21 protein-coding genes are annotated in these 22,708 nt (G+C 58.9%); 3 read left to right on the forward strand and 18 right to left on the reverse strand.

Annotated elements, in window-relative coordinates:
* Positions 1–14: 14 nt before the first annotated feature.
* The 3 genes from VJV41_RS14115 to VJV41_RS14125 all read right to left on the reverse strand — a co-directional run bounded on the left by VJV41_RS14115 (position 15) and on the right by VJV41_RS14125 (position 4,856).
* Positions 15–3,176: an Eco57I restriction-modification methylase domain-containing protein gene (locus VJV41_RS14115; RefSeq protein WP_325334684.1), complete on the reverse strand. Its 3,162-nt coding sequence runs from the start codon at positions 3,174–3,176 to the stop codon at positions 15–17.
* Between the two features lie 527 nt (positions 3,177–3,703).
* Complete coding sequence (locus tag VJV41_RS14120) at positions 3,704–4,282, reverse strand: hypothetical protein (RefSeq protein WP_325334685.1); 579 nt, start codon at positions 4,280–4,282, stop codon at positions 3,704–3,706.
* A 43-nt stretch (positions 4,283–4,325) separates the two neighbouring features.
* Positions 4,326–4,856, reverse strand: coding sequence for a hypothetical protein (locus tag VJV41_RS14125; protein WP_325334686.1), 531 nt, complete (start codon positions 4,854–4,856; stop codon positions 4,326–4,328).
* Between the two features lie 949 nt (positions 4,857–5,805).
* On the opposite strand from VJV41_RS14125, the gene VJV41_RS14130 reads away from it, so the two are divergent.
* Complete coding sequence (locus VJV41_RS14130; RefSeq protein ID WP_325334687.1) at positions 5,806–6,930, forward strand: hypothetical protein; 1,125 nt, start codon at positions 5,806–5,808, stop codon at positions 6,928–6,930.
* 175 nt (positions 6,931–7,105) lie between these two features.
* Here the strand turns inward: VJV41_RS14130 and VJV41_RS14135 are convergent, their stop codons facing one another.
* The 8 genes from VJV41_RS14135 to istA all read right to left on the reverse strand — a co-directional run bounded on the left by VJV41_RS14135 (position 7,106) and on the right by istA (position 15,273).
* Positions 7,106–7,630, reverse strand: coding sequence for a hypothetical protein (locus tag VJV41_RS14135; protein WP_325334689.1), 525 nt, complete (start codon positions 7,628–7,630; stop codon positions 7,106–7,108).
* A 66-nt stretch (positions 7,631–7,696) separates the two neighbouring features.
* Complete coding sequence (locus VJV41_RS14140; protein ID WP_325334690.1) at positions 7,697–10,726, reverse strand: DEAD/DEAH box helicase; 3,030 nt, start codon at positions 10,724–10,726, stop codon at positions 7,697–7,699.
* 286 nt (positions 10,727–11,012) lie between these two features.
* Positions 11,013–11,183, reverse strand: a complete 171-nt coding sequence (locus VJV41_RS14145; protein ID WP_325334692.1) for a hypothetical protein — start codon at positions 11,181–11,183, stop codon at positions 11,013–11,015.
* Complete coding sequence (locus VJV41_RS14150; protein WP_325334694.1) at positions 11,180–11,689, reverse strand: hypothetical protein; 510 nt, start codon at positions 11,687–11,689, stop codon at positions 11,180–11,182. The genes VJV41_RS14145 and VJV41_RS14150 overlap by 4 nt, the downstream gene beginning before the upstream one ends.
* Positions 11,690–11,866: 177 nt before the next feature.
* The gene (locus VJV41_RS14155; protein WP_325334696.1) at positions 11,867–12,169 is read right to left on the reverse strand and encodes a DUF2188 domain-containing protein; all 303 of its coding nucleotides are present in this window, start codon (positions 12,167–12,169) and stop codon (positions 11,867–11,869) included.
* Positions 12,170–12,261: 92 nt separating this feature from the next.
* On the reverse strand, positions 12,262–12,573 hold the full coding sequence (locus VJV41_RS14160) for a hypothetical protein (protein ID WP_325334698.1): 312 nt from the start codon (positions 12,571–12,573) through the stop codon (positions 12,262–12,264).
* 625 nt (positions 12,574–13,198) lie between these two features.
* Positions 13,199–14,017: an IS21-like element helper ATPase IstB gene (istB, locus tag VJV41_RS14165; RefSeq protein ID WP_325334700.1), complete on the reverse strand. Its 819-nt coding sequence runs from the start codon at positions 14,015–14,017 to the stop codon at positions 13,199–13,201.
* Complete coding sequence (gene istA / locus VJV41_RS14170) at positions 14,014–15,273, reverse strand: IS21 family transposase (RefSeq protein WP_325334702.1); 1,260 nt, start codon at positions 15,271–15,273, stop codon at positions 14,014–14,016. Before istA ends, istB begins: the two co-directional genes overlap by 4 nt.
* A gap of 300 nt (positions 15,274–15,573) precedes the next feature.
* Between istA and VJV41_RS14175 the strand changes: the two genes are divergently transcribed.
* On the forward strand, positions 15,574–16,212 hold the full coding sequence (locus VJV41_RS14175) for an amidase domain-containing protein (RefSeq protein ID WP_325334704.1): 639 nt from the start codon (positions 15,574–15,576) through the stop codon (positions 16,210–16,212).
* Between the two features lie 412 nt (positions 16,213–16,624).
* On the opposite strand, the gene VJV41_RS14180 is transcribed toward VJV41_RS14175, so the two are convergent.
* From VJV41_RS14180 to VJV41_RS14200, 5 genes are all read right to left on the reverse strand, one after another.
* The gene (locus VJV41_RS14180) at positions 16,625–17,182 is read right to left on the reverse strand and encodes an LppA family lipoprotein (protein ID WP_325334706.1); all 558 of its coding nucleotides are present in this window, start codon (positions 17,180–17,182) and stop codon (positions 16,625–16,627) included.
* Positions 17,183–17,191: 9 nt separating this feature from the next.
* A complete protein-coding gene (locus VJV41_RS14185; protein ID WP_325334708.1) occupies positions 17,192–19,030 on the reverse strand; it encodes an alpha/beta hydrolase in 1,839 nt (612 codons plus the stop codon).
* A complete protein-coding gene (locus VJV41_RS14190; RefSeq protein ID WP_325334709.1) occupies positions 19,030–19,329 on the reverse strand; it encodes a WXG100 family type VII secretion target in 300 nt (99 codons plus the stop codon). The genes VJV41_RS14185 and VJV41_RS14190 overlap by 1 nt, the downstream gene beginning before the upstream one ends.
* A 159-nt stretch (positions 19,330–19,488) precedes the next feature.
* Positions 19,489–19,668 carry a YegP family protein gene (locus VJV41_RS14195; RefSeq protein ID WP_325334710.1) on the reverse strand — a complete coding sequence of 60 codons (180 nt, stop codon included), beginning with the start codon at positions 19,666–19,668 and terminating at the stop codon, positions 19,489–19,491.
* 72 nt (positions 19,669–19,740) lie between these two features.
* Positions 19,741–19,995, reverse strand: coding sequence for a helix-turn-helix transcriptional regulator (locus VJV41_RS14200; protein ID WP_325334711.1), 255 nt, complete (start codon positions 19,993–19,995; stop codon positions 19,741–19,743).
* A 214-nt stretch (positions 19,996–20,209) separates the two neighbouring features.
* Between VJV41_RS14200 and VJV41_RS14205 the strand changes: the two genes are divergently transcribed.
* Entirely contained in the window at positions 20,210–20,566 is a 357-nt protein-coding gene (locus VJV41_RS14205; protein ID WP_325334712.1) for a hypothetical protein, read from the forward strand.
* Positions 20,567–20,867: 301 nt separating this feature from the next.
* Here VJV41_RS14205 and VJV41_RS14210 read toward each other — a convergent pair whose 3' ends face one another.
* Positions 20,868–21,308, reverse strand: coding sequence for a hypothetical protein (locus tag VJV41_RS14210; RefSeq protein ID WP_325334714.1), 441 nt, complete (start codon positions 21,306–21,308; stop codon positions 20,868–20,870).
* A gap of 106 nt (positions 21,309–21,414) precedes the next feature.
* Positions 21,415–22,708 (reverse strand): OmpA family protein (locus VJV41_RS14215; RefSeq protein ID WP_325334715.1); only part of this gene is annotated, 1,294 nt, incomplete at its 5' end.

The raw sequence follows: 22,708 nt of genomic DNA on the forward strand, positions 1-22,708 counted from the left end.
CATCTTCAACTCAATTAGAAGTAACTGAACTCCATTGCCTCGACGAGAGCGATTTCCCGCCTCGTCAAGTTGAATAGCTTGTAAAAGCCGCGATCGATCTGCTGATTGATCTTGACGATCTCGGCGACCTTGTCTCCCACAATTGCGGTGTGCTTTGCATGCGAACCCATCAAGTCTTCAACCTGTGTCGTCTTGAACTTCTTGCGGAAGTTCGTGACGAATGAGGGTGCGTCGAGGAGCCACCATTCGCTGTTGGCCACCGGCCATGAGCTCAGGCTGAAGGTGGTCTTGACGAGCGTCTTGAACTTCTCGTCGGCTTCCATCTTTTCGCGGTACAGCGTCGACAACTGGGCAGCAGGCTTCACGAACTGTTCCTGATCAGCGATGGAAATCTTCATGATAGGCGTGCATCGGAGATTCGGAGCGGAGAAGCCAAGGTAACCGCCGGCCATCCGCGCACCATCGAACAGGCAAGTAAAGACGTAGTTGTAGAGCCTTGAGTTCACCCATGCGAGAACGTATTCGGGAAGAAAGTCTTCTTTGAAGGTGTGGATGCAGTTGGTGTCGATGGACGCGTACTCGCCGAGGCTGTCGTAGACGGCCTCGGCGCGCAGCGCGACCTTGGCGAAGATGATCTTCGATGTCTCGTAAAGCTTTCGGCGGTTGTCGCTCACCTGATCAAGGTCGAGGTAGGGCTTGGCGATGACCCGACCCTGTTTCCTGAAACCGCGAAGACCCCAGAGGCTTGTGTACTGATCTATCGTGCCAGTGTTGATGATCTTGTGCCCAGGAAGGTCGCTGACGTATGCGGCATAGTCGTCGGCTTCGCCGGCGGTCGACGTCGCATTGATCTCCCCAACGATCCCCAGACGGGCGGACTGGCTGAACACCTTCTCGGTGATCGGCAACTTGTCGTTCAGCAGAAATCCCATGATGTTTTCGGGAAGGGACGACAACTTTGCCGAATCGTGGTCCGTCCCAAGCGGAACGGCAGACATCTCTTCGAGACGTCCCGCCGTGATCTTGTACGGCACGCTTGTCGAATGTTTGTTCAAGATGGTGATGACCGGATACACGTCCGCATCCTCGAAAACATGCGTGTCGGAGGCGTTCAAGATCGATTCGAACTCCGTATTGTCGATCAGCCACTGACGTAGCGCAGCACCGTAACTGACGGACAACCATCGGTTCGGAGTGATGAACCCGAGCTTGCCACCTTGCTTCAGGAGCTCGATACCTCGCTCGAAGAAGTAGATGTAGAGGTCGACCGCACCGACTGCTGTGGTGTAGCCCGACCGCATATACCTGCGTTCGGGCGCTGCGATGTTCTTCGACATCTCAATAGCGTTGACGTACGGCGGATTCCCCACGACGACATCGAAGCCGCCCTTCGCGAGGATGCCGGCGAAGTCTTCCGCCCAGTTGAACGGCTTATCGGTGAACATGGCATTGTCGATCAGAGAGTTTCCGCATTTGATGTTGCCGTCGAGTGATGCCAGCGGCTTGTTCTTCTCGGCCGTCTTCAGCCACAGGCTGAGTTTGGTGATCTCGACGGACTCGCGGTTCAGATCGACACCAAAGATGTTGGTGGTCAGAATGTTTCGAACGAACTCGTCGGTCGAGTACAGTGCCGCGTCGCCCAGGATGTCAGCGACGCGCTGATTCTCCCGCCGCAGATAATCGAAAACGTAGACGAGGAAAGCGCCTGAGCCACAGGCTAGATCCAGCACCTTGATGTCTTGCAAGATGAACTGATACTCGATGTAAGCCTTGCCCTGGCGTTCCTCGTAGCCCTTCTCTCCTAGGCGGCCTGTCAGCTTGTGCTTGGCTTGGATTTCTCTTTCCTTTTCGCGCAAGTACGTGCCGACCGTGTTGTCGACGATGTACCGCACGATGTAGTCAGGGGTGTAGTAGATCCCCTCCTTGTGACGCTGGCCGTCGTGAGCGTTCGCATCGGGCTTCAGCTCATCAGGGTCGATGTCGTCGTGGACCTGGCGACGAATGCTCTCCAAATCGGTGATGGATTGCTCGAAGATGTGGCCAAGCACGTTGACAGGTAGCTCGTCCTCGAACTCGTAGTCTTCTCCCAATTTGCCGAGGTTGCGCATCACGTCATCGGAGATATCGAGGCTGTCGATCACCTCGTCGTGCGCGAAAAGACCACCGTTGTAACCGTTCGGGATTTCAAGCTGCTTGCTGCCCTTGTCGATAGCCGCGAAGAGGCGCTTGAAGGCATTGAACTGGTTGGAGTCGATCATCGACGCGTCAGCCTCGCGCATAACCATCGCGATGGTGTCCGGCGGCAGCAGACCGATGTCTTCCGCGAAGCATGCGAACACGACGCGGTCAACGATGGTCTGTGCCTTCTCGATGGCGAGGTCGGATTCCACCGAGGGGTTCTTTTTCAGGATGTCTCGGAGCAAGTCGATCCGAGCCTCCTTGTACTTCGCGTAGAACTCGTTGCCGATCTTCTCTTGCGCCGTCTGGACCAGCCGGAGAAGCGCTTGGGTCCTCGAGAGCCCGCGGTCGACAGTGAAGTTGTCGACATGCATGAGGACGTACCACGTTTTGAAATTCAGATAGTCGTCTGCCGGGTCGACAAGGTCATCGAGCGTCCAGCATTCGTAGACGAGAGTGTTGTTGTTATAGAGGCGAAACTCCCAAAAGTTACTGACCACAACGAACGGACATGTCGGATAGTCGATCTTGTATTTGAACGCTTGCTGCACCGGGGTCAGGTTGCCTGCACGCTGTTGTGGCTTGTCGAGAGCAATGGCCGCGCCTTTCAGCTCGACCACCCCAAAGACGTTGTTGATGCCGTGCGTCGGGTCCTCGTACTTCAAGATCGCGTCGGGAATCTGGCGGTTCTCGGTCACGTCCTTCGGCTTGAACGTAGTCGGGATTGTGGGCAGAGACCTGTACCCGAGGATCGTGCCGAAGAAGTCCTGGTTGTACTGCTGCTCTCGGCTCGTCTCAGTGTCCGACTTCAATGTTCCGTGGTGGTAGCTGTGCTGCCAGGTACGTATCAGCTCAATGTGCTGCATGATCTGATCCGTGTGGATCTCTAACGCACGCTCCCGCAGTCTTGACTTGCCGAACAACCCCGCCATAACCCGCAGCTTAGATCGCGGCACCGACATGTCGTCGGTCATCCACGCTTCAACAGTTTTTGCCACGACATCAGGGTTCTGAGTAGTCTCCCGACCCTGGGTCAACTCCAACTTCGACCAATCGCCCGCGGTGCTATCCCTCCTGTTCGATGGACAGGGGACCCGGCCCGCAGCGCAGTGGAACCGGCCGTTGACCCGGGCCAACGGTGATCGTACAGGCGTTCGAACGATAGGGCAAGGTTCTGGCAACGCATAAGATCTGAGTTGTGATATGAACTAGCTTGTGAGTCAACATCTTTCAGTCGAAAAGCTAAGCTTCAGCTAACTATTCCAGAAGCAATTGGGCGTGGTGCTGTGGCTCCAGCGCTACCGCAAATCAAGGCACACCCCAACACCAGTGACGTTGCCGTCGTCGACGTATTCGGAGGTTCGCGGTCAAACGGGATGGGTGATGTGCGAACGATGCGGCTGGCATTTGCGAAGCAACGCGGACGAGGATCGGCAGCAAAGTCGGAACAGTTAACCGGCTACGGCGCAGACGAGGATGCGCTTGTCGAACACTTCTGTGGGCGGATGCTCGAAGCCTGTAGTTTTCAAGCATCCTCTGCGCCAAGCCACAGCCGCCATTCGTTATCCATTGGGGCACCAGGGAACTCGTTTCGAAACCAGTCCTGAAAGTGACGATAGCGTTGGTAGTCGTCGATTCGGCTCCACCAGCAGCCAAAGCGGGGAGGTTCGTGTCCTGCAATCTTGCCGAGCAGGATGTTGTCCACGGGGACATGGCAGTAGTCCCAGTACGGAGCGATACGAGATCGGTCGAGGATGAACAGGTACTTGAGTGACATGTTGATCCACTTCTGCGCTTGGCCGTAGTAGACATGGAAGTCGCCAAAGCTGGCTCGCAGTTCGTCGCAGGTGTTCTTGTGCCAAGCATCGAACTCGTCTTGGCGGCTCGTGGCCGAAGCGGTCAGTTCACGTATCGAGTCGCGTAACACCTCCCTGGCGGCTGCCTTGCTCCTCGATCTGTCAACGTACTTCCCCAGACCATGAAGGGTGCGGCTGAAGTCGCGATATGCCCGCCGTATCGAGGCATCGATCTCGTCCTGCACGTCACCGAAGTACAGATAGCTCAGGAACTTTCGAACATCATCGTCAGAGAGCGAAGAGGCCACGGCTTACTTCTTGTCACGCGACAGTCGGCAACCAATCACGGTTTCAGTCGCATTCATCGCAGCGGCCGGTCGCCGGCAAGGCGATGTTGTGTATTTCGCAGAACTGAAGAGGCCTCGGCTTAGAACTCTTCGATGCGTCACGCGCGGCTTTGATCTTCGGCGTCAGCGTAGGCACGCCTCCATCTGGCGGCAGTTCAGCGCCGAAGTGGCGATAGCACTCCAACCGCGAGGCGGCGGCGTGGTCGTCAAGCTGAGCAATCTTGTCGGAGCCTTCCGGAACCGGCAAACCCGCTGCTCGAAAGACTTCGTCATAGCCCTCGCCGACCGAGTGGTCGTCGGCATGGACGACCAGCGAGGTGAGTGGCGGCAAGCCTTCCTCCTTGCAACGCCAGACAATGGGGCCAAGGAGCTTGCCCACCCAGCGATAGGTGGCGTCGTATCGGATGCCGGTCGCCTCTTTCGCCGCGTCGCCCAACTCCTTATACGTCACAAACGCGTTGTACGTCTTCGCCGTTTGCTTCAGCTTTTCGAAGGCGACTGGCACAAGCTGCTCCAGTGCGGCGGCGAGAGACATCGAGTTGCCGTCTTTGTCGTAAGGCATAGCGCTCCCTCTGCTGGGACTCGTAACCATCAGTTGACGCCCCATCCCAACGGTCAGATGTCTGCCATCTTGCCCGGCCTCAACGGCACTATCCACAGCGGCGCAAGGATTAAATCACGCTAATCGCCGCAGCCCCGCCCGAGCCATGGATGGGCGGCGGCTACCTCTCCAGCGCGGGGTGTCGGCCGTTCGACCGATCCGTCAATTATTTCGGCGTGTTTGCCGGTTTCTCCTCCCGTGCCTGACCTCGGCATGCTAGGAATGGCACTGCACCAAGGGATCTGGTTGCTCCGATCGCGATCGGATAATCGTTAGGGAAGGTAACTGCGTGGCGACTCGGGGTAACGCTGGTATGAAATCGCGGCCACGCAGGGGTCGGCACCGCAAAAGCCAACGCCACACTGAGGCGTACGCCTGGCTCGGAGCTGGCGCCATCACGCTAGGTGTCGGGGCAGCCCTTGCGGGCGGATCAGGCGTCGCCCACGCCGATGAAGGTTCGGCGTCCAGTTCAGCGGGATCATCCAATTCGTCGGCAGCATCATCGACCTCATCCGCTGGCAGCGAAGCCTCCGCAACCTCGCAAAGCGCAACGGCGTCCGGTTCAGCTTCGGCAGGGTCCTCGCCCGCGGATGTTTCGAAGAAGCCATCGTCCACCGAGCCCTCCGGAACCCCGAAAGCAGCCCCGTCCAGTACCGCGAAGGTTCAGATCAAATCTACAAACGTGGTCAGCAGACCGAAAAGCGTGACTGCACAGGCACCTGCCTCGTTGTCGCCGAAGCTTCCCTCAGCCGATACATCCTCGAACACCGATCGGTTCTTTGCAGGGACCGGGACCGCAGACGCGTCTTCGGCGACGGTGTCTGGGTCTGCTGCTGACAAAGTTGAGACACCAGTCGACAGAACAGCAGCTGGAGCATCGGTAATGTACGCTGCTGCAGCACAATCCGCGGCCGACACTGATGCCTCCGAGCAGGCAGCGGCCAAGCCGGCTGTCGTTGTCGCGGATGTTGGTAACGCCTCAGGTGTCTCGAATCGAGCAGTGACGAGTAGTGCAACACAATTGCCGACGGGCACCGGATCGCCCAGTCCACAAGTCCAACTCCTCGCCGTATCGACAGCCGCGACTTCCGACCCCGCCTGGGACGCATACGTTCAACAGTTCAGGAACGCTGATCCGACAGGCAAATATTGGACGCCCGCTTCATCCGACTACACGCGGCTGTATGGCCCGCAGTACCCGAATCCAGCTGATTACGCCGCGTTCATACAACGAAATGTCGATCAATATGGCACAGCTGGCTTCAGTCGGACGTCAAGCGGCAACCTGCAATACACGAACGCATACAACCAAAATGTGGCCGTCCTCTACGGGCCCCGCGCCGACGTCAACCCCGATGGCATCAGGATCGTCAAGCCGGGTCAGACGGTGGTCTTGCCGAGCTACCCCGATGGTGGCGCCGCCGAAGCGGAACTGCCGCGTCGCAGCCCAACCGACATCAATATCGTCGGCCTCGCCGCGCCTGGGCACCCCCAGGGCGGGTCGACCGGCGGCGGGGGCAGTTCACCAATTCACACCTATCCATCGGCGTCGCCCCTGATCACGAGCCTCAATCAGATATTCCAAAGCAGTGTTTTCGGCAACTTTGTTTCGAGGGCATCAGATCTCGCCGCCATCATCGGCGTCCCGGTGGTTAGTAACGTACTGAACTTCGCCGGTGGGTTCATTGCCGGCTACAACGGCGACGCTGCCGGCGCTCTATTCAAGTCAACTGGGGCATTAGGCGACGGGCTCGCACAATTGGGGGCCAGCACTCGCAATCCATTGCTGTATTTGGGCGGCATTGCAACGAGTACATGGTCGTATACGTTCGACCAGGCTGCGCATGCCGATTTCAGCGACCCGGGGAGTACTGCCAGGTACGCGCTGAGTCATCCTGTAGAGACAGTCGTCGAAACGGTCAAGGCAACAGGCCAAGTTGTGGGTCACATCGGATCAACGGTTATTGGATCCTTGGGAGGATTGCTCAAGTTCAAGTGGCCGTTCTAGGTTTATCGGGAACGTCTCTGGCGCCTTTGGAGTGGCGGTGACCAGCGATTCGCTCGGGGCGCTAACCCTCCCTGATAAGGGACTTCGGCAGTGTGAACTTCTCCATCCCAAGTGAAGTATTCGGAAGATTCTCAGGTGGGGCGACACATACGCAACTGTCGACGAGCTTCACCCGTCATCGTCTCAACCAAATAGCGAGCACGCCAATCAATACTGAAAGAACGAGTACGAATACCAGAATAGTCCCAACGATGAGACGAAGCATGCTTGATCGTTTTGTTCTGACGTTGTGTGTCGAAAGAAATCGTTGAAAGTCATATAAACCGTCGGCCCGGGACTCTATCGACCCCAGGGCCATACCGGCGATCATGGTGGCGCCTCCAACAAGGGGATAGAATCGCCCTGTTTGTTCGAGAGCCTTCTCCCCCAAGAATAATTTATACCGGCGTTCTGGCAGCGTGAGTATTAAAGTAGTGCTTGCGTCTGCGATGACTGATTGCTTTATTGCATTCGCGGGCACGTTGAATACCTCGGTTTCCACGTTGCGACCATCGATACCCGCGTGATATTCGACCAGGCGAACGGTACCGCTAGCCGCAAACCAAAACAACCGCATCGGCGTCGGCTTGGCACCAAAAACAGGGTTATAACCCATCTGGCAATCTATCGAGCCGTCTTTTTGAGGACGCAATCCATCCATTCGTGTCAATTATATTGATAAACCAATGCAATGGCAACGCATAACTGGGATATGCCGTTCGCGACACTATCCTTCAATTACAAGAGCTGCTGCAAGCTCTTCAGCCCTGGCTTGTCCGAGTAATTCCCTTAACTGATCCGGCGATGCGGATTTAAGTGCGTCAATGCTCCTCAATCCAGCCGTCCTGAGTTGAAGATATTCGCCACGATCCAGCGCTACCGGGAGGTCTAGCAGGCCGAGTACATCCTCAGGCAAGCCGGTTTCGAGCCTTTTCATAAGGGTCGCTAACGAATCTGCGGTAAGCATTTCAGAAGGACGCAGGATCAGCGCGATTTGCGAGGCTGATCCCAGGAAGAATCGAGTGCTATCTGCAATCGATGTGATCTCACCGTAACTGACGGCATTAAATACATTGCTGGTGAAGGCTCGTTCAATCTGGTCAACCGGAGATCCACTAATCCAGTCATCAAGTATAAGTGCCTTCTTGCTTCTGGCGGCATAATTGAACATATCGGTAGCTGCAATCTGCAAGGCTCTTGCAACGACACTGCCGAAACGACCGGCGAGCACATTTGGCCACCCGGTTTCTCGACTATTTCGCCCACGTTGCATGGGCATATAGATGCGGTCGAGCTCTGGTATTACTTGGACGGCGGCCATCAGATCACGTGCGCTCGTGCTATCAGGAAGCGAGTTGATGACCGTGATCAGCATTCTCATCGAGTTGAACGACAGAGCGGACTGTCCGCACGCTCTTCCCAGGAGCGTGAGGTCTACCTGGCCACCAACATCCTCGATCAGTCCGAGGGTGAACATCTGATTCAAAGACTGCTCAAGTCTGCCGACCATCACGTCAGCCCAGTCGGGGTTCGCCTTCACGGCAAGATAACCGCCATACGTATTGACGAGGAGTCGGACAATCTGATCACGTTCGATCGATGTGTTGACCTGAGCGAGAAGTCGCATGATCCACGTTTCGATCTCTTCGAGTTCGAACGAGGACCTGAGGGGATCGAGCTCGCCTAGGACATACCGTTGGAAGAGGAACTCGCGTTCGCTCGCATGCGACGCCAGTAGTACTGAGCGTCCGTCCTCGTTGTATCCCATGCGTCCCGCTCGTCCCGCCATGTTCTTGTACTCGGCGACACTGAACGGTCGCCCGGTAGGTCCTTTGAACTCGTGTTCGGCGATGATGACGGTTGATGCCGGGGTGTTGATACCCGCGGCCATGGTGGTTGTCGACGAGAGCGCTTTGATATTACCGGTTTTGCTGCGGAACTCCTTCTCGACGACTTCTCGCTCTTGGCGATTGAGATTGGTGTTATGGAACGCTGTGCCACCAGACAGCGATCGTCTCAGGCGCGCCGAAGCGGCTGACAAGTCGTTCGTCGGCAAGCTGTCGATCGCTGATGTCGCTGGTGGCAAACCGAGTTCAGCGGCAAGATACTCAGCCGCACCCTGAGTTGACCCCTTGGTTGTTCTGAAGATGATCAACTTCTCGTTAGCGTTATCCGACAACAGCTTTCGAACCAGAGGCACGATGACGTCCTGAGAGCTGGGCTTGCTCGTTCGCTGCACAATGTCGTATGGCCCGAGCAGCTGTTCGATCTTGATCTCACCAGTCTCGGGATCTTTGTATTGATAGGTGCCCGCGCGATCCAGTACGCCCTCAACAAGTGGGACGGGCCGAGTGGTACTGACTAACTTGTTGATTCCTAGCCAGCTGTCGAAATCGTTCACGCTGCCGATGACCGCGGACAAGGCGATGATTTGCGGCTCGATGTTGCGCTCACGCAGGGTTATCAAGTAAGTCAACAGCAGTTCGACATTAATACCTCTGGCAGCGTCGGTGATGAACTGTGCTTCGTCGATCACAACAAGCCCGACAGCGCTCATCAATGAAGGATTCGAGGTGACGAGGCCCAGAAACATCTCATAGGTAAGGAAAGCGATGTCGTACTTACCGCGAACGAACTCATTGATGTTGTCCGCGTAATCCCCCGAACAACGGATGACAGTCAGCCCCAGCTCGTCCCCGTACAGCGTTGAGAACTGATCGAACTTCTCATTGACAAGTGCCTTATATGGAAGGAGAAACACCGACTTGCGACCAACCTGGACTCCTCGAACTGCGGCAAGCTCGCCGATGAAGGTTTTACCTGAGCTGGTCGGTGCGACTACGAGCAGCGATTTATTATCAAGGATTCGATAATCGTTCACAGCCGTCAGCTGAAGATCATTGAGTCCGTTTTCGAATCGATCCGTCCAAGCATCGATGGCGGTCTGCGGAATCGCGAATTGAGTCAAATCACTCAGGTCGTTGGTGATCTTGATGCCGACGACATTCGGGAACATCCGGGAGTACACATCGCCGATCGTGAACGGCGGCAGTTTGAATCCACCTTCGACTTGGCCCAACGAAACCGGCGTTTGCGTGACGCCCGCTTTCTGACTTTCCGCGCGAACGACGTCCATCACCTTGTCCATGGCTTCGCTGACCGCGAGGCCATCCTTTGCCTGAAGAAGGACTTCGATCAACGCGCCGGTGAAGATGCCGTGGTTCTTGCCAGGCAGTTCGTAGGACGGTTCATCTTCGCGCGAAGCCGCGATCAGCACACGTCCCTTACCTGCTAGCGAGTCCAGATGAGTGAGACCGCTTCGTGCTATGGGTGAGTCTTCGAGCACTCTCGCCGGCGCATCGCCGCTGAAGCAGCAGTCCAGGATGCACAGAATGTTCTTGGCTTTCGACTTCTTGAAGAGCTGCGAAAGTTCCTCCATCGGAATAGTTGTATCCGCGAGTCTGCCGAGTTCCGTGTCGTGAAACGCGAATCTATGATCCCTCGACCCATGACCGGAGAACGTAAAAATGACCGTATCGTCGGGACCTGCCGTAACTAGGCTGTCAATCATCGCCTGACGCACCTTGTCAAAGGTCGCGTCCTGATTTATCAGCAAGCTCGACGAGGTTTCTAAGCCAGGAATCGCATCACAAAACAACGCCCATAGCGCTACGGCATCCTGCTCGGCACCCGGCAAGTCCCTTATAGCCGGGTCCAGATGTTTATGCACCCCGACAAAATTGGCGTAAATAGCCATAGGTAAAGTATAACCCAGTGAGGTCAACTTGTTAGTTGGTTTCGACGCATTTCACTCCATCAGAGTCGATGCTTCAACGATTTAAAAATAGAACAAATCGCGTATGGTTGTGCTCGCCGAGAATAACTAGGTCCTGCGAATCGTTGAATGGCAGTCATATACGAATCACCCGTATCATGGGGTCCTCGATGAATCACTACGCGAACCAATGATCGCCGAAGACGCCAAACCACCGATCCGATCGAGCCCGCAGGACGGTCAGCGGCACCATTGCCGAGAGCGCACCCTAAGCGCGCTTGTTTCGTCGACCTTGTTGGCTTCGCCGCTCGATCTCACGCTCGATGTCGCGCCGCGTGTCTTCTCGATCTCTCTGGTTGAATTCGTCGCGTGATCGCTCCTCGCGCTCCCGCTGGGCCTTCTCTTGCGGCGTCTCGAAGTTGTCCCAGTTATCGGTCATGCCATAGCTCCCAGTCGTAGAAGAAGAATTACAGCGAGTACCGCTATTTCGGCCCCTACAAGACCAACGACCCATCGGAACTTGTTTTGCTTGTCCGCGAGCATCGTCCCGTTTGCGGCGGCACCTTGGATCATCTTGTCGATGACGTGCCTGCGGATGGCGTTTTCGTCATCACCAGCGTTGGTCATGTCCATGATCACCTTCGCTGAAGGCACATAGCACCAGTCCTTGACCGGCCACATGATCATCAGCACGTTCACGCCGACCGCGATCACAATCGCGAGAAGGACAAGCCCCGCAAGCACCGGGAGCAGTATGCCCTTTTTCGGATCGGTGTTGATCATCCCGATTCCGGTGGCGAAGGAAATAAACACCGCAGTCGCGGCAAGCAGGTTGTTCGCTCGCGTTCGGACGTTTGAGAGGGTGGTGTCCTGCAGGGTGAGCCGCTTTTCGGCTGCGTCGTAAGCCAGCTCGAGGCGCTTGTCGGAGTCTGGTTGGTCAGACAAATAACACCTCATTCCATCCCGACATGGAAGTGACCTCCTCGCTCCAAAGCGGCCTAAACCTGATGACGCTCAAGGGATTACGGCCAGCGCTCGACAACGTCGGTTTGCCTCGCTGAAGGCATCCCGCGCACCGGCCTCCACACCCTCCCTGATCACGACTTCTGGGTATCGCCGCCGTCAGGCCGACCCCGATCGTTCGGCTCTCCTACGACTACGGACCAGGTCTCGCTCAACGCGTGTCCTTCGGCGGGTTCGGGTCGTGCCCGGCGGGATCGTGTCGGAGTCACGAATCCGGCCATCGCGGCCGTGGATACGCAGTTCTCCGCCGCCATCGTTGCCGAGGATTCGCCGCCCGCCATCGATCGCGTCGGCCTGCGTGTCGTAGTGCCTGCTGGCGCGGTCCGCACCCGGCTTTCGCACATCCCAGCCGCCGCCTGAATTCGGGACGACATGACGTGAGTTCGGGCTGTTCTTGGCCATACCTGGCCCCCTAAATGACTCCGCTCTCAAAGGCGAAGATCGCCAGGGTACGCGATCAAAGGATCGTGTACAACTACCAGCTGCACGGCGTGTTACCGGCTGACCAGATGCTTCCAGTCGGCGTTTGAGGTGCAGTCGTCGCGGTGTTCATCACCATGTTCGCTGCACTCGATTTCGCAGATTCGCCCTCTTTCGGGCTGTACGCCCCGCAGTCTCAGGACCCCATCAACGAGTGAAAAGGCGGCGTAGTCATCGAGTGCGTCAACCGGGAAAATCAACAGAGGCGCGTCAGGGTCTTCGACCAGAATGGTCCCGGGGATGACGTCGACAAGATCGCGAAGCTCATCCCAATCGGTCTCGTCTGCAATCGCCGGCATATATGCCTCGACGTTGTAGGCGTTCATACGAGGATCAACCTTCTTCACGTCTTCGTTTTGCCCTTCTTAGGCGGTGTATACCCCTTGTGGGGTACTTGGACGCCGAGTCGGCGTAGCTGCGCTGCGCAGTTTTTGACACCTCGGTAGTCGGAGCTCGTGCTGCTCAGCGTGACGGGTCGCGCGGGTTTGCCCGTTGCCGGGTCTACTAACCCGGGTGGAGGCACCAAACGTGGGTGATTGCTCTTGTCATAGGCCACGGTCCATCCGACGTCTGTGGCACCAGCCACCAGAGCGTCCCATTCTCCGTTGTCCCCCAAGTGCCTTCATCTCCTGGAACTTACACATCCGCGGTCGCGCTGACCACACTAATGTGAGCCGTTCTGATAACAGTTGATTTCGCGACGAACCGGTCGCGCAAATTCCACCGTTGTAGTTTGCTACGGCCGTTGTCGATTTGGCTAGCAATGTCGCGAGCAGACAGTGCGAGCCGCCAGCCGAACTACTTACGGGTCGAGCCCGGCACTTAAGTCGGGATCTCGCTAGCACGTTGGGGCGTCCTTGGTAGCACGGAGATTCTGAACTACCAAGGACTTGTCAACGGCGGTTGAAAATTGACCCCTTTTCGACGGTTGAAAATTGACCCCCTTGGTGTTCATTCTTCGGTGGTTGAGCCTGGGACTCTCCCGAGGTCGCGGTCTTTGATGCGGTACGAGTCGCCTTTGAGGGCGATGACTTCGGCGTGGTGGACCAGGCGATCGATCATGGCGGCGGCCACGACGTCGTCGCCGAACACTTCGCCCCACCGCCCGAACGGCTTGTTCGACGTGACGATGAGGCTGGCGCGTTCGTAGCGGGAGGACACCAGCTGGAAGAACAGGTTGGCGGCTTCGGGCTCGAATGGGATGTAGCCGACTTCGTCGACGACGAGCAGTGGGTAGCGGCCCAGCCGGATGAGTTCTTGCTGCAGACGACCGGTGTGATGGGCCTCGGCCAGCCGAGCCACCCATTCCGAGGCGGTGGCGAACAGCACCCGGTGCCCGGCTTGGCAGGCCCGTATCGCGATACCGATGGCCAGATGCGTCTTGCCGGTCCCGGGTGGTCCCAGGAAGACAACGTTGTCCTTGGCGATGACGAAGTCCAGCGTTCCCAGGTGGGCGATCAGATCACGTTTGAGACCGCGGGCATGGTCGAAGTCGAACTCCTCCAAAGACTTTCGCGATGGAAACCGGGCCGCGCGGATACGGCCCTCACCGCCGTGTGACTCTCGGGCGGAGACCTCGCGCTGCAGACAGGCCACCAAGAACTCTTCGTGTGTCCACGATTCGGCCCGGGCTCGTTCGGCCAGTCGGGTCACTGCCTCACGCATGGTGGGAGCCTTGAGGGCGCGAGTCAAGAAGGTGATCTCGGCGCCTAGATCCCGGTTGGTCGACGACGCCGCAGTCGCAGGTGTTCGTGTGGTCTTGGTGGTCATGACACCAAACCACCTTCGCCGAGGTCGATGCCCAACGCGGCGTCGTAGTCAGCCAGGCAGCGCTGCTCGACGGCCAACTGGTCGGGGTGTTCACGCACTGGCCGCAGAGCACCGATGCGGTTGTGGCGCAGCATGTTCGCCGCCTCACGGTGCTCGGGGTCGGTGATGGTCTGATGCCAGGCCCACACCCGCTCGTGGTCGGCGACGGTCTTGCCGTCACAGAACACCGTGACCCGATCCAGGTCGGCAACCACTTCGATACGCCGACCGATCACCGCAGGGTGAACCGAGTAATCGTTGGAGTCCAACCGGATGTAGTGATCGCGCGCCAACCGGGTGCAGTGGCGCCACCCCACCGCAGGTGCCACCGGCGGCAGTGTCAGCATCGCCTGGCGGTCGGCGCCGATCCGATCGGTCGGCGCGCACCCCAACACGCGGCGCTTTCGCGTGTTGACCACGGCCAGCCACTTGCCCAACTGGTGGTTGAAATCGCCGGGGCCGGTGAAGGTTCGGCCGGGCAGAAACGACCGTTCGAAGTAGTCGTGGGCTCGTTCGATGATGCCCTTGTGCTCAGGCTCGCGCGGTTTGAGCACGACCACCTTGGTGCCCAGCACCCCGCGAAACGCCTGACAATCGCGGGTCAGCTCGGATTTGCCGGACCGATACCGTCCGACTGCACCTTCGCCGTCCCAGACCAAGGTGCGCGGCACCGCACCCAACGCGTTGATCAGTTGCCACCATCCGGCGAACAGATCCTCGGCCCGTCGTGACGGGATCAGGAGCGCTGCCAGCCACCGCGAATAGCCGCACACCATCGTCAGCACCGGCAGCTGCACCGGCGTGCGGGTCTGCCCGTAACCCACCGGGATCGTCGTGGGGGGAAACCACAAGTCGCACTGCGCGATATCGCCGGCGTCGTAGGTGGTGCGCCCGGCCGGGTCCGGTGGCAGATACGCCGGGCGCAACTCGCGGACCCGCTCGTTGAACACGGTCATCCCACGACTCCAGCCGACCCGCTCGGCGATCACGCTGGCCGGCATCGTCGGCACCGCCGTGAGCTGAGCGCGGATCGCGTCCTCGAACCCATCCACCACCGACCCCGCCGGTTTGCGTTCATACTTCGTCGGCCCGTCAGAGGCCAACGCCGCCCGCACCGTGTTACGCGAGATCTTCAACGTCCTGGCGATCAACTTGATCGGCAACCCCTCCGCTCGATGAAGCCTGCGGATCTCAGCCCAATCCTCCACTGCTAGCAACTCCCTTCTCCTCTCGGCTCGTAAGCCGAGACTCAGACGAAGGGGGTCAAAATTCGGGCGTCGACACGGGGTCAGTTTTCACACGACGCGGACAGGACTAAGGCTTACCGCACTCCGGATTGAGGCATGCCCTGCAGCCGGTCTACCCAGTGGGGGCTGCCACTAACGGCCCCTTCTCAGCCAAAACTGCAGAAACTCGTGCCATCGAGCCGAAGCTTCTCGCGTCGAAGGCCGACGGCGCGGCGCGGTTCGCGATGTTTGCGCACGTAACGAAACGTGCTCAAGCAGCGATCACACTGCGTGACAACCAAACAGCTCGTCGCCCGTCCGCTAGCAATCGTATTCGCGTTCGTCACTGCCTTCGCGCTCCTGGTGTTGCATCCTTCGGCGTCCGCAACGGCGGGAGGATTCAATCGCGGGGCAACCCAGCAATGGGCCCTGGCCAATGTCAACGCTCCCGAGCGTTTTTCGGGTAATGATTGCGCTTGGTTCATTTCTCAAGCGCTGTGGGCCGGTGGCCTGCCGAAGACGGCCGATTGGACCGACAGTTCGCTTGATATTAATAAGCGTGCTTCGAAGGCGGATGTGCTCGGCGGCCCCACCAAAACTGCGGCGCAGCCGGATTATCTGAAGAATTACCTCGTCGATTCTGGCACCGCGACTATCCAAGAGCTGAATTGGCGCCAGAACGACGTGCCGAACGCGCAAATTGGCGACCTCATTGGCTACGACTGGAACGGTCGGCCGGACGGCACACTCGACCACATGATGATCGTGACCGGCTTCTCAGGCCAATATCCGCTGGTCTCCGGCCACACGAGAGCTACGGCCAACCAAGGGTGGACCTGGAGCCAGGTCAAGAACGATTGGATCGAGCACGCCTACGCAACCTCGGCCGGGGATGCACCCCGCGTGTACTTGCTTCATATCGTGAAATAGTTCATATTAAGAGCGAATGTGCTCAATAAGTGACTATCCATTCCGTCCGGAACCCATTCTCAACTGGCTGTTAACGCCGGTCAGGGTGCCAGCTTCATGCCCCAGTATTCACCCATTCGAGCCGGGCACACTGTGGCTGAATAGCTACATCGGCGTGGACTTTCGGTCGCTTCTGATTGGCGTCCTGTTTCTTATCCTCTTGATTGCGATTGCTCCTCTCATCGTGCGCAATAAACCCGTCGCGAGGACACTCACGGGTGTCGGTGTCTTGGCCGCTATCAGCTCGGCGATGCTGTCCAGTGGCAGGGGGGCAATCATGATAGGCGTCGGCACCGTGGCGATGGCCATGCTGTGTGTTTGGATCCAGTGGCGGCTGCGGCACCGAACTGGCCCTTGAGGCAGACCCCCGGCGCTACTTCTTGTCCTTTGGCAGGCGACAGCCGGTGTAGCCAGAGACGACCATGTTGCCCTTGTAAGAGAACTTGATGAAGACGCCGGCCGGTCCGGTAAACCACACGTCATGCTTGCCTGGTTGGTCCTGCATGACCTGCACGTCAGTTGCCTGAAGCTTGGCGGCCGCATCTTTGGCAGTCTTAAGAAGGTCTGTCCATTGTTGCTCCGTGAGCGCAACGTCGTTGGCGACACGGTTCGGGAGGAAGTACCGCTTGCCGTCTGTCTGGTCGTACGGTGCCTCGCAGTTCCCTGTGTCTTCGTTGGTCGCGGTCGTCCAGACGATGTCGGGCACGACTTTGCTTGCCGCCGTGGTGATCTCGTCGATGGCGGCTTGCACCTGGGTGGTCGTGTCCTCCAGCGACGGCAAGGCCTTCAACTGGTCGAGCGCCGTGGCGGCATCGGTGGACGGCGTGGGGGCATCGGGGTTGGACACGTGACATCCTGTCGTCAAGAGGGCGAGAGCAACGGCAGCAGCGCTGAGCAATCTGTAGCGCTGCCGGTTGGTTCCAAGCGTCATTCAGGGCCTCTATTTCTGTCGCACCGCATCGTCGCTCAGACCGGCGATGACAGCGGCGATGTTGTAGTTGGTGGTCCTGGGTAATCCATCACTGCTGAAGCGCGGATAGTCGCTGTGCCCATGCGCGGCTTCAAGACTCAGCGTGCCACCTAAACCATCCGGCACGGTGGCCGCGCCGGTGGCGAGGTGGGTGAAGTTGGGATTTGTCGCCGGATTGGGTCCGAACTGCCCAGCTCCGCTGAGATCCGCTCCGGCAAGGGCTGATTCGGCCAGCGTATTGAATGGCGGTGGCAGCGCGGCCGCGACGGTGTGCGCGATCGGCGGGCCGTCGTAGACCCATTGGATCGGGTCGTCCGGCGTTTCCATGGTGAATACATGCCCTGGTTGGAGATGCAGCTGCTCCGGCGTCGAGGCCTCGATGCCCGGCGAGCCATAAAAGATGGCATTGGTGACGCCGTGGTTGCCGGGTTCTTGCAGAGCCAAGCCGGTGGTGAGCGAGCCGTAGCTGTGGCCTATGGCCGTCAGCTCGGGTGGGACACCTTGATGGCTGGCGCCAATACCGTCGTAGAAGCCGGCCAGGTCATGGGCACCGGCCTTCGCCAGATCATCGTGGCTGACCCCCCACAGGCCAGCCAATGAGGCATTCTTGTCATCCCACCCTGGAACCTGGGGCGCGTCGTAGCCAATCCAGGCGATGGTCGACACCGAGTCGAGCGAGTGGCCAGGCGTGTTCTGCAGCTGGCGCAGGCTTTCCTGCCGCAGGTTGGTCGCCTCTTCGGTCATGCTGCCGATACTGCCGTGGACGGTCGTGTTCAACCCCGGCGTCGTCACCGAAACATGTTGCGCCGTATCGGGATCGCCAATCGCAACCGCGGCGCGAGCCTGGGTTCCGCTATGCGTGTCAAGGAGCATCAGCTTGCGGTTCGGGTTGTCCTTGACCGCCTTATCCACCGCTTGGAGGTCAGGCAGGAACTTGGCGCCGTTCGTCGCCGCGTCGTACTGCCGTTGCCAGGCTTCATATTTCAACCGGTCGTCAAAGATCGCGCCCGGCTTGTTCGGCGGCGGAATGTTCTGGCCGTTGGCCCAGTCGGGGTGCTGGTTTCTCAGCGCATCGGCTTGCGCCTGAGCAGCTTGGGCTCGATTCAGCTCGTCGCCCAGCGCCAGCCGGTTGTAGTAGTCGCGGTCAACGGTCGGCATGCCGTTATGGTTGCCGATCGAGTGGTCCCGCTGGTAGAGCGCGTCTTTTTCCTCTGGTGTCAGCTTGTCCCAGAGATCGTGGAACTGCTTTGGATCATCGGGCAGCGGCTTGGACAACGCGTCGAGCACATCCGGCCGGGTTTCCGGTTGGCCCGCTTTGTTCGCATCATCACCGGCCGTGGCGATCGCCCGGGCCAAATCGGCGTCGGCGGCATTGGCCGAAGCGAGCAGTTGCTTGATCCGTGTTTCGAGGTCGGCTTGTTGCAACATGTAGATCGGATCGCCGATGCGCGATTTGTCGAGCGGCGTGACTTCCCCGGTTGCCCGGTCGATCGAGAAACCCTCGTGCTGTGCATCGCCCTGAATCTTTTGCCACGAGGCCCGCACGCGCTCGATCTCATCAGCGGCGTTACCGGTCGCCGACGACACCCGTGCCATTTCTTCACCGTGCGAGGCCAGAAAAGCACTCAACTTGTCGAGCGACGCCCGGGCCGCATCACCGCCACTGCCTTGCCAGCTGGCGATGAGCGGCAACTTGCCGAGGCCCGCCTTAACCTCATCGGCGCTGGCGCCCCGTTTGGCGAGCGCCTTCGAGACCTCACGCACCGCCGACGGGTCCCACCGGTCGATATCGGCCAGGCCAACTGTCATTAGAGCTGGTCGTTGAGCTCTTGGGCGCTGTCGCTGTCGATGCCCTCGTAACCCGTAGCGGCCTTGCGGAAGGCCTCGCCGTGGGCGGCAATCTCGCCGGTCATCCAGGCTGTTGCTTCCTGCCATTCAGCGAACTTCGCCTGCAGGGCTGCAGCTGAGGTGCCGACCCAGCCAGCTTGTGCTTCTTCGATCTCGCCGTTGGCCGCCGTGTGCGCCGCCAGCAGTTCGGCGTGGTGCATATCCATGTGAGCCGACGACATATGAAGATCGATCGGATCAACCTTGAGGCGGTCAGCCATCACGCTACCCCTGCGAATCACAAGCCCAGCAAACACCAGCCAGCTCAGAATACCGGGGCGGCGAATGGGTCTCGTGCAGCAATTTCGCCCGGCAATCTCCGACGCGGTGCCGACGCCTGCGCTAGCAGCGCACATACACCAGCACCGCGCGCCTAGCGACTACGTGAGGTCGACGATGGGCGCGTCCGGTGCGTTCTTCTTGACGGATTCAATGCCGTTCCGTGCGCCAGCTTCCGTCTTGTACCCCTCGCCAGTCGCGATCGTCTCGCCATTACCGGCCTTGAGCCGGAAGCGGAACTCGCCCCGAGCATCCTTGTACAGCTCGAACTTGCCAGCCATTCTGACTCCTCGTCGTTGGCTTGAACCTTGTGAGCAGCACAGAGGTTAGCAACGAAGAGCACTACTGGAGACCTATTCCGGCGGTATCGGCAGCCCCGAGATGAGCGTGCCCGCGTCAACGTCGAGACCGGCCGCGATCTTCAAAATCGTCTCCAGCCGCAAACTCCGCTGACCGCGCTCGATCTTGCCCAATGCAGACCAGTGAATCCCGATCCGATCGGCGGCCGTCTCCTGGCTGATGCCGAGTTGGTTACGGCGGTCCCGCACCCGTTCGCCAAAGAGACGGGTGGTTTCAGTGAGCGCCTCCTTGGCGCCATCGGCGGGCATCGGTCTACCACATAGGACTCGGCCGTAACAGACCAGAGTGCCAATTACCCAGGCTAATCTGACTGAGTCGTAAAAACCTGGATTCTTTCGTATCCAGTTGTATTGCACCCAGTCGTATTGACCCTTACGATGGCGGGAACCGGCCATCAGGACGGGTTTGAGAGACCGTTTTTCGCCCCTGACCAGGGGAGAGAGGGGATGGCCGGTGAAGGCCATGCTTACTTCCGCACGCCCGTTTCAGACCGACGCGCCAACGAATGAGGACGGCCTCGCCGCCGTTGACAAGCGCCGCTCGGTGCTGCACGCGGCGCGCTCGGTTGGCTTCATCGCGGCCTGCGCTCTGGCGGCTTCGGTGCTTGGAACGGGGGTAGCGATTGCCGACCCGACATCGACGGTGACTGCTGACGGTCAGGTGCGCGATGGCAATTATGTCCAAGCACCGGAGATCGTGAACCCGTCACCGATGACAGGGTGCCGCTACTGGCAGAAGTCGCACGCTGGACGCAACGACCAAGCTCAACAGGAGTTTCACAAAGGGCTCAATAACCTGGTCGTCAACTGTGGTGGCTGATCAGCTCCTTACATCACCGGCTCGCCCCGACTGATCAGCGATCTGGCTCTTTCGTCGTCGACCGCACTTGGTGCTTAACCCTCGGCATCTAAAGGCATCGGGGATACATCGTTCAGCACGCCCGCGCTGTCCTCGGGGAGCGGCGTCCCCTGGGGCAGCGTCTTGGATGGTCGGCAGCCGTGGTCCTCCACTGCCATGGCTGCCGACCATCTCCTAACGGGGCCGGTGTTGCATCGCGTCAGCGCGAACTGCGCCGCATGCGGGTTCTGGTTGAGTCGATGCGGCCAGTGGCATGAGTTACTTACAACTCGAGCGAACCGGCCACCCCTTGACCATCGCGCGCCTTCGCCATTCGATGAACGGTTGCGATCTGCTCAATAGCAATCGTGAGTGCGGCAACGAGCACAGCGACGAAGGCCCAAATGTCGTCGGCATAGCCGTTGCCCCTGCGCGGTACAGACAGGGAATCGTGGATACGCCAAACTAATTGCGTTGGGCCCATTGGAAAGTCGATCAGGAGCATGGCCGCAGCCCGATCCGAGTCTCGTTCACTGAGGTCATCGAAGATCCTGCGTTCGACCACTGCCGCGATGAATTCCTGGAGTCCGCAGTAATCGAAGGGGTATTGCGCATCAATGATGGCTGGATCGTCAGCCAGAATCTTTCCGCCTTGGCTGAAGCGTTCGTAGCGATCGCCTCGAAAACGCCACTGCCCTTCGGAGGCTTCGGTCTGCGGGTGCATGTAGATCTCCTGCTATCGCTTCAGAGGGAGGCCGATGGACAGTCCAGGAGACCGTTGACCACTAAGACTTTGAGGCTTCATGTCGCCGATTCGTCGATCAGAATTTCTAGTCGTAGATCGAAATCTCGACTCGCCGGTTGGCTTGATGCTGTTCCGGTGTCGTTGGATTCGGGTACTTCGCGTCGGCAGAGCCGTGGCCATGATCCGTAATGCGATCGGGCCCAATGCCATGCTGGACCAACCACGCTTCGATCGTGGCGCACCGTCGTTCGCTGAGACCAACGTTGTCGGCCTCGTCGCCTCCAACATCGGTGTAGCCGTCGATGTCGATCTTCCCGGTGGCCTGATTGGCTAGTGCGAGTACTTGTTCCAACGCCGAAGCAGCATCGGGCCGCAAGATGTCCTGGCCGGCGTCGAAGAGAACATCTCCGTCCAACTCAGCGATCGTCCTGCCGTCCTCGTGGCGGATCGGAATCTGCGTCGTGTCGGCAGCAGCAATCGCTCCATTGGTCGTCGGGAACGTGTCGAGATGGGGACTCCATACCACCAATTGACCGCCGCAGTCCTCAAAGTAACGGCGCCAGAATTCCCGCAGTTGGGCGGACGTCGCGCTGTCGAGCGCTGGATCACTGTGCTGGTCGCCACCGATCACATATACACGCCAGCCCGCGCATTTTGGTCGGAGACGTTGTGCTGCGAGCTGATTCAGCGCTGCGTCCGGATTGCTTAGCACCGTATGATCACCGAGACTTACCGGCGCCGCGGTACTCAGCGCCGAGCTGAAAACTACAACATCGATGTCACCGCCACCGGGAGCGCTCTCGAGGTTGCCTTGCAAGGTTCGGAAACTGCTGAAGACATCCAACGGCCTGGGATCGGGGAGGTTATGCAGTTCGGTTGAAAAGCTGGTTCGCACCAGCTGTTCCTTGCACTCCAGGCTCTTGTTCCGCTGCATCTTGTTGTTGCCGTCCCCGACCATTCGTGTGTTGGCAAGCAGGCTAGGCGTGTCGACACCAGTACCCACGCCATTGACGAGAACACGAGCGCTCATCTGTCTGGCCCCGGCGATCACTGTCTCGAGATCGCCTTTGTAGTAGTCGGTCGCCGAGCCGACCTCACCGAGGATGGCAACGGTCGGGGTCGACTTCCCTAGCACAGGCGCTTGGCTGCAGTCGTTCTTGGGTTTGGCTGCCGTGTCCGTCGCTGAGGCGCTACTGCATGCGGTTCCACCGAGGACTGTCGATGCGACAGTGACGGCCGAAACAATGACCTTCCATCGAGATACGTTCATTTCTTCCTCCAGGTGTTCTTGTTTGTCAGGGTGGTGGGAGCCAACGAAAGACCGAGTGCGTTGGCATAGATATTGGCCAGCGTCATCGCCATGGCCGTGGTATCGAGAT

This window comes from Mycobacterium sp., assembly GCF_035274705.1.
Taxonomy (GTDB): Bacteria; Actinomycetota; Actinomycetes; order Mycobacteriales; family Mycobacteriaceae; genus Mycobacterium.

What these genes read in the sequence shown, in the direction of transcription:
- VJV41_RS14125 (WP_325334686.1), bottom strand. Translation starts at nt 4,856, where the DNA reads ATGTCTCTCGCCGCCGCACTGGAGCAGCTTGTGCCAGTCGCCTTCGAA.
- VJV41_RS14130 (WP_325334687.1), top strand. Translation starts at nt 5,806, where the DNA reads ATGTACGCTGCTGCAGCACAATCCGCGGCCGACACTGATGCCTCCGAG.
- VJV41_RS14135 (WP_325334689.1), bottom strand. Translation starts at nt 7,630, where the DNA reads ATGGATGGATTGCGTCCTCAAAAAGACGGCTCGATAGATTGCCAGATG.
- VJV41_RS14140 (WP_325334690.1), bottom strand. Translation starts at nt 10,726, where the DNA reads ATGGCTATTTACGCCAATTTTGTCGGGGTGCATAAACATCTGGACCCG.
- VJV41_RS14145 (WP_325334692.1), bottom strand. Translation starts at nt 11,183, where the DNA reads ATGACCGATAACTGGGACAACTTCGAGACGCCGCAAGAGAAGGCCCAG.
- VJV41_RS14155 (WP_325334696.1), bottom strand. Translation starts at nt 12,169, where the DNA reads ATGGCCAAGAACAGCCCGAACTCACGTCATGTCGTCCCGAATTCAGGC.
- VJV41_RS14160 (WP_325334698.1), bottom strand. Translation starts at nt 12,573, where the DNA reads ATGAACGCCTACAACGTCGAGGCATATATGCCGGCGATTGCAGACGAG.
- istB (WP_325334700.1), bottom strand. Translation starts at nt 14,017, where the DNA reads ATGACCACCAAGACCACACGAACACCTGCGACTGCGGCGTCGTCGACC.
- VJV41_RS14180 (WP_325334706.1), bottom strand. Translation starts at nt 17,182, where the DNA reads ATGACGCTTGGAACCAACCGGCAGCGCTACAGATTGCTCAGCGCTGCT.
- VJV41_RS14185 (WP_325334708.1), bottom strand. Translation starts at nt 19,030, where the DNA reads ATGACAGTTGGCCTGGCCGATATCGACCGGTGGGACCCGTCGGCGGTG.
- VJV41_RS14190 (WP_325334709.1), bottom strand. Translation starts at nt 19,329, where the DNA reads ATGGCTGACCGCCTCAAGGTTGATCCGATCGATCTTCATATGTCGTCG.
- VJV41_RS14195 (WP_325334710.1), bottom strand. Translation starts at nt 19,668, where the DNA reads ATGGCTGGCAAGTTCGAGCTGTACAAGGATGCTCGGGGCGAGTTCCGC.
- VJV41_RS14200 (WP_325334711.1), bottom strand. Translation starts at nt 19,995, where the DNA reads ATGCCCGCCGATGGCGCCAAGGAGGCGCTCACTGAAACCACCCGTCTC.
- VJV41_RS14205 (WP_325334712.1), top strand. Translation starts at nt 20,210, where the DNA reads ATGCTTACTTCCGCACGCCCGTTTCAGACCGACGCGCCAACGAATGAG.
- VJV41_RS14210 (WP_325334714.1), bottom strand. Translation starts at nt 21,308, where the DNA reads ATGCACCCGCAGACCGAAGCCTCCGAAGGGCAGTGGCGTTTTCGAGGC.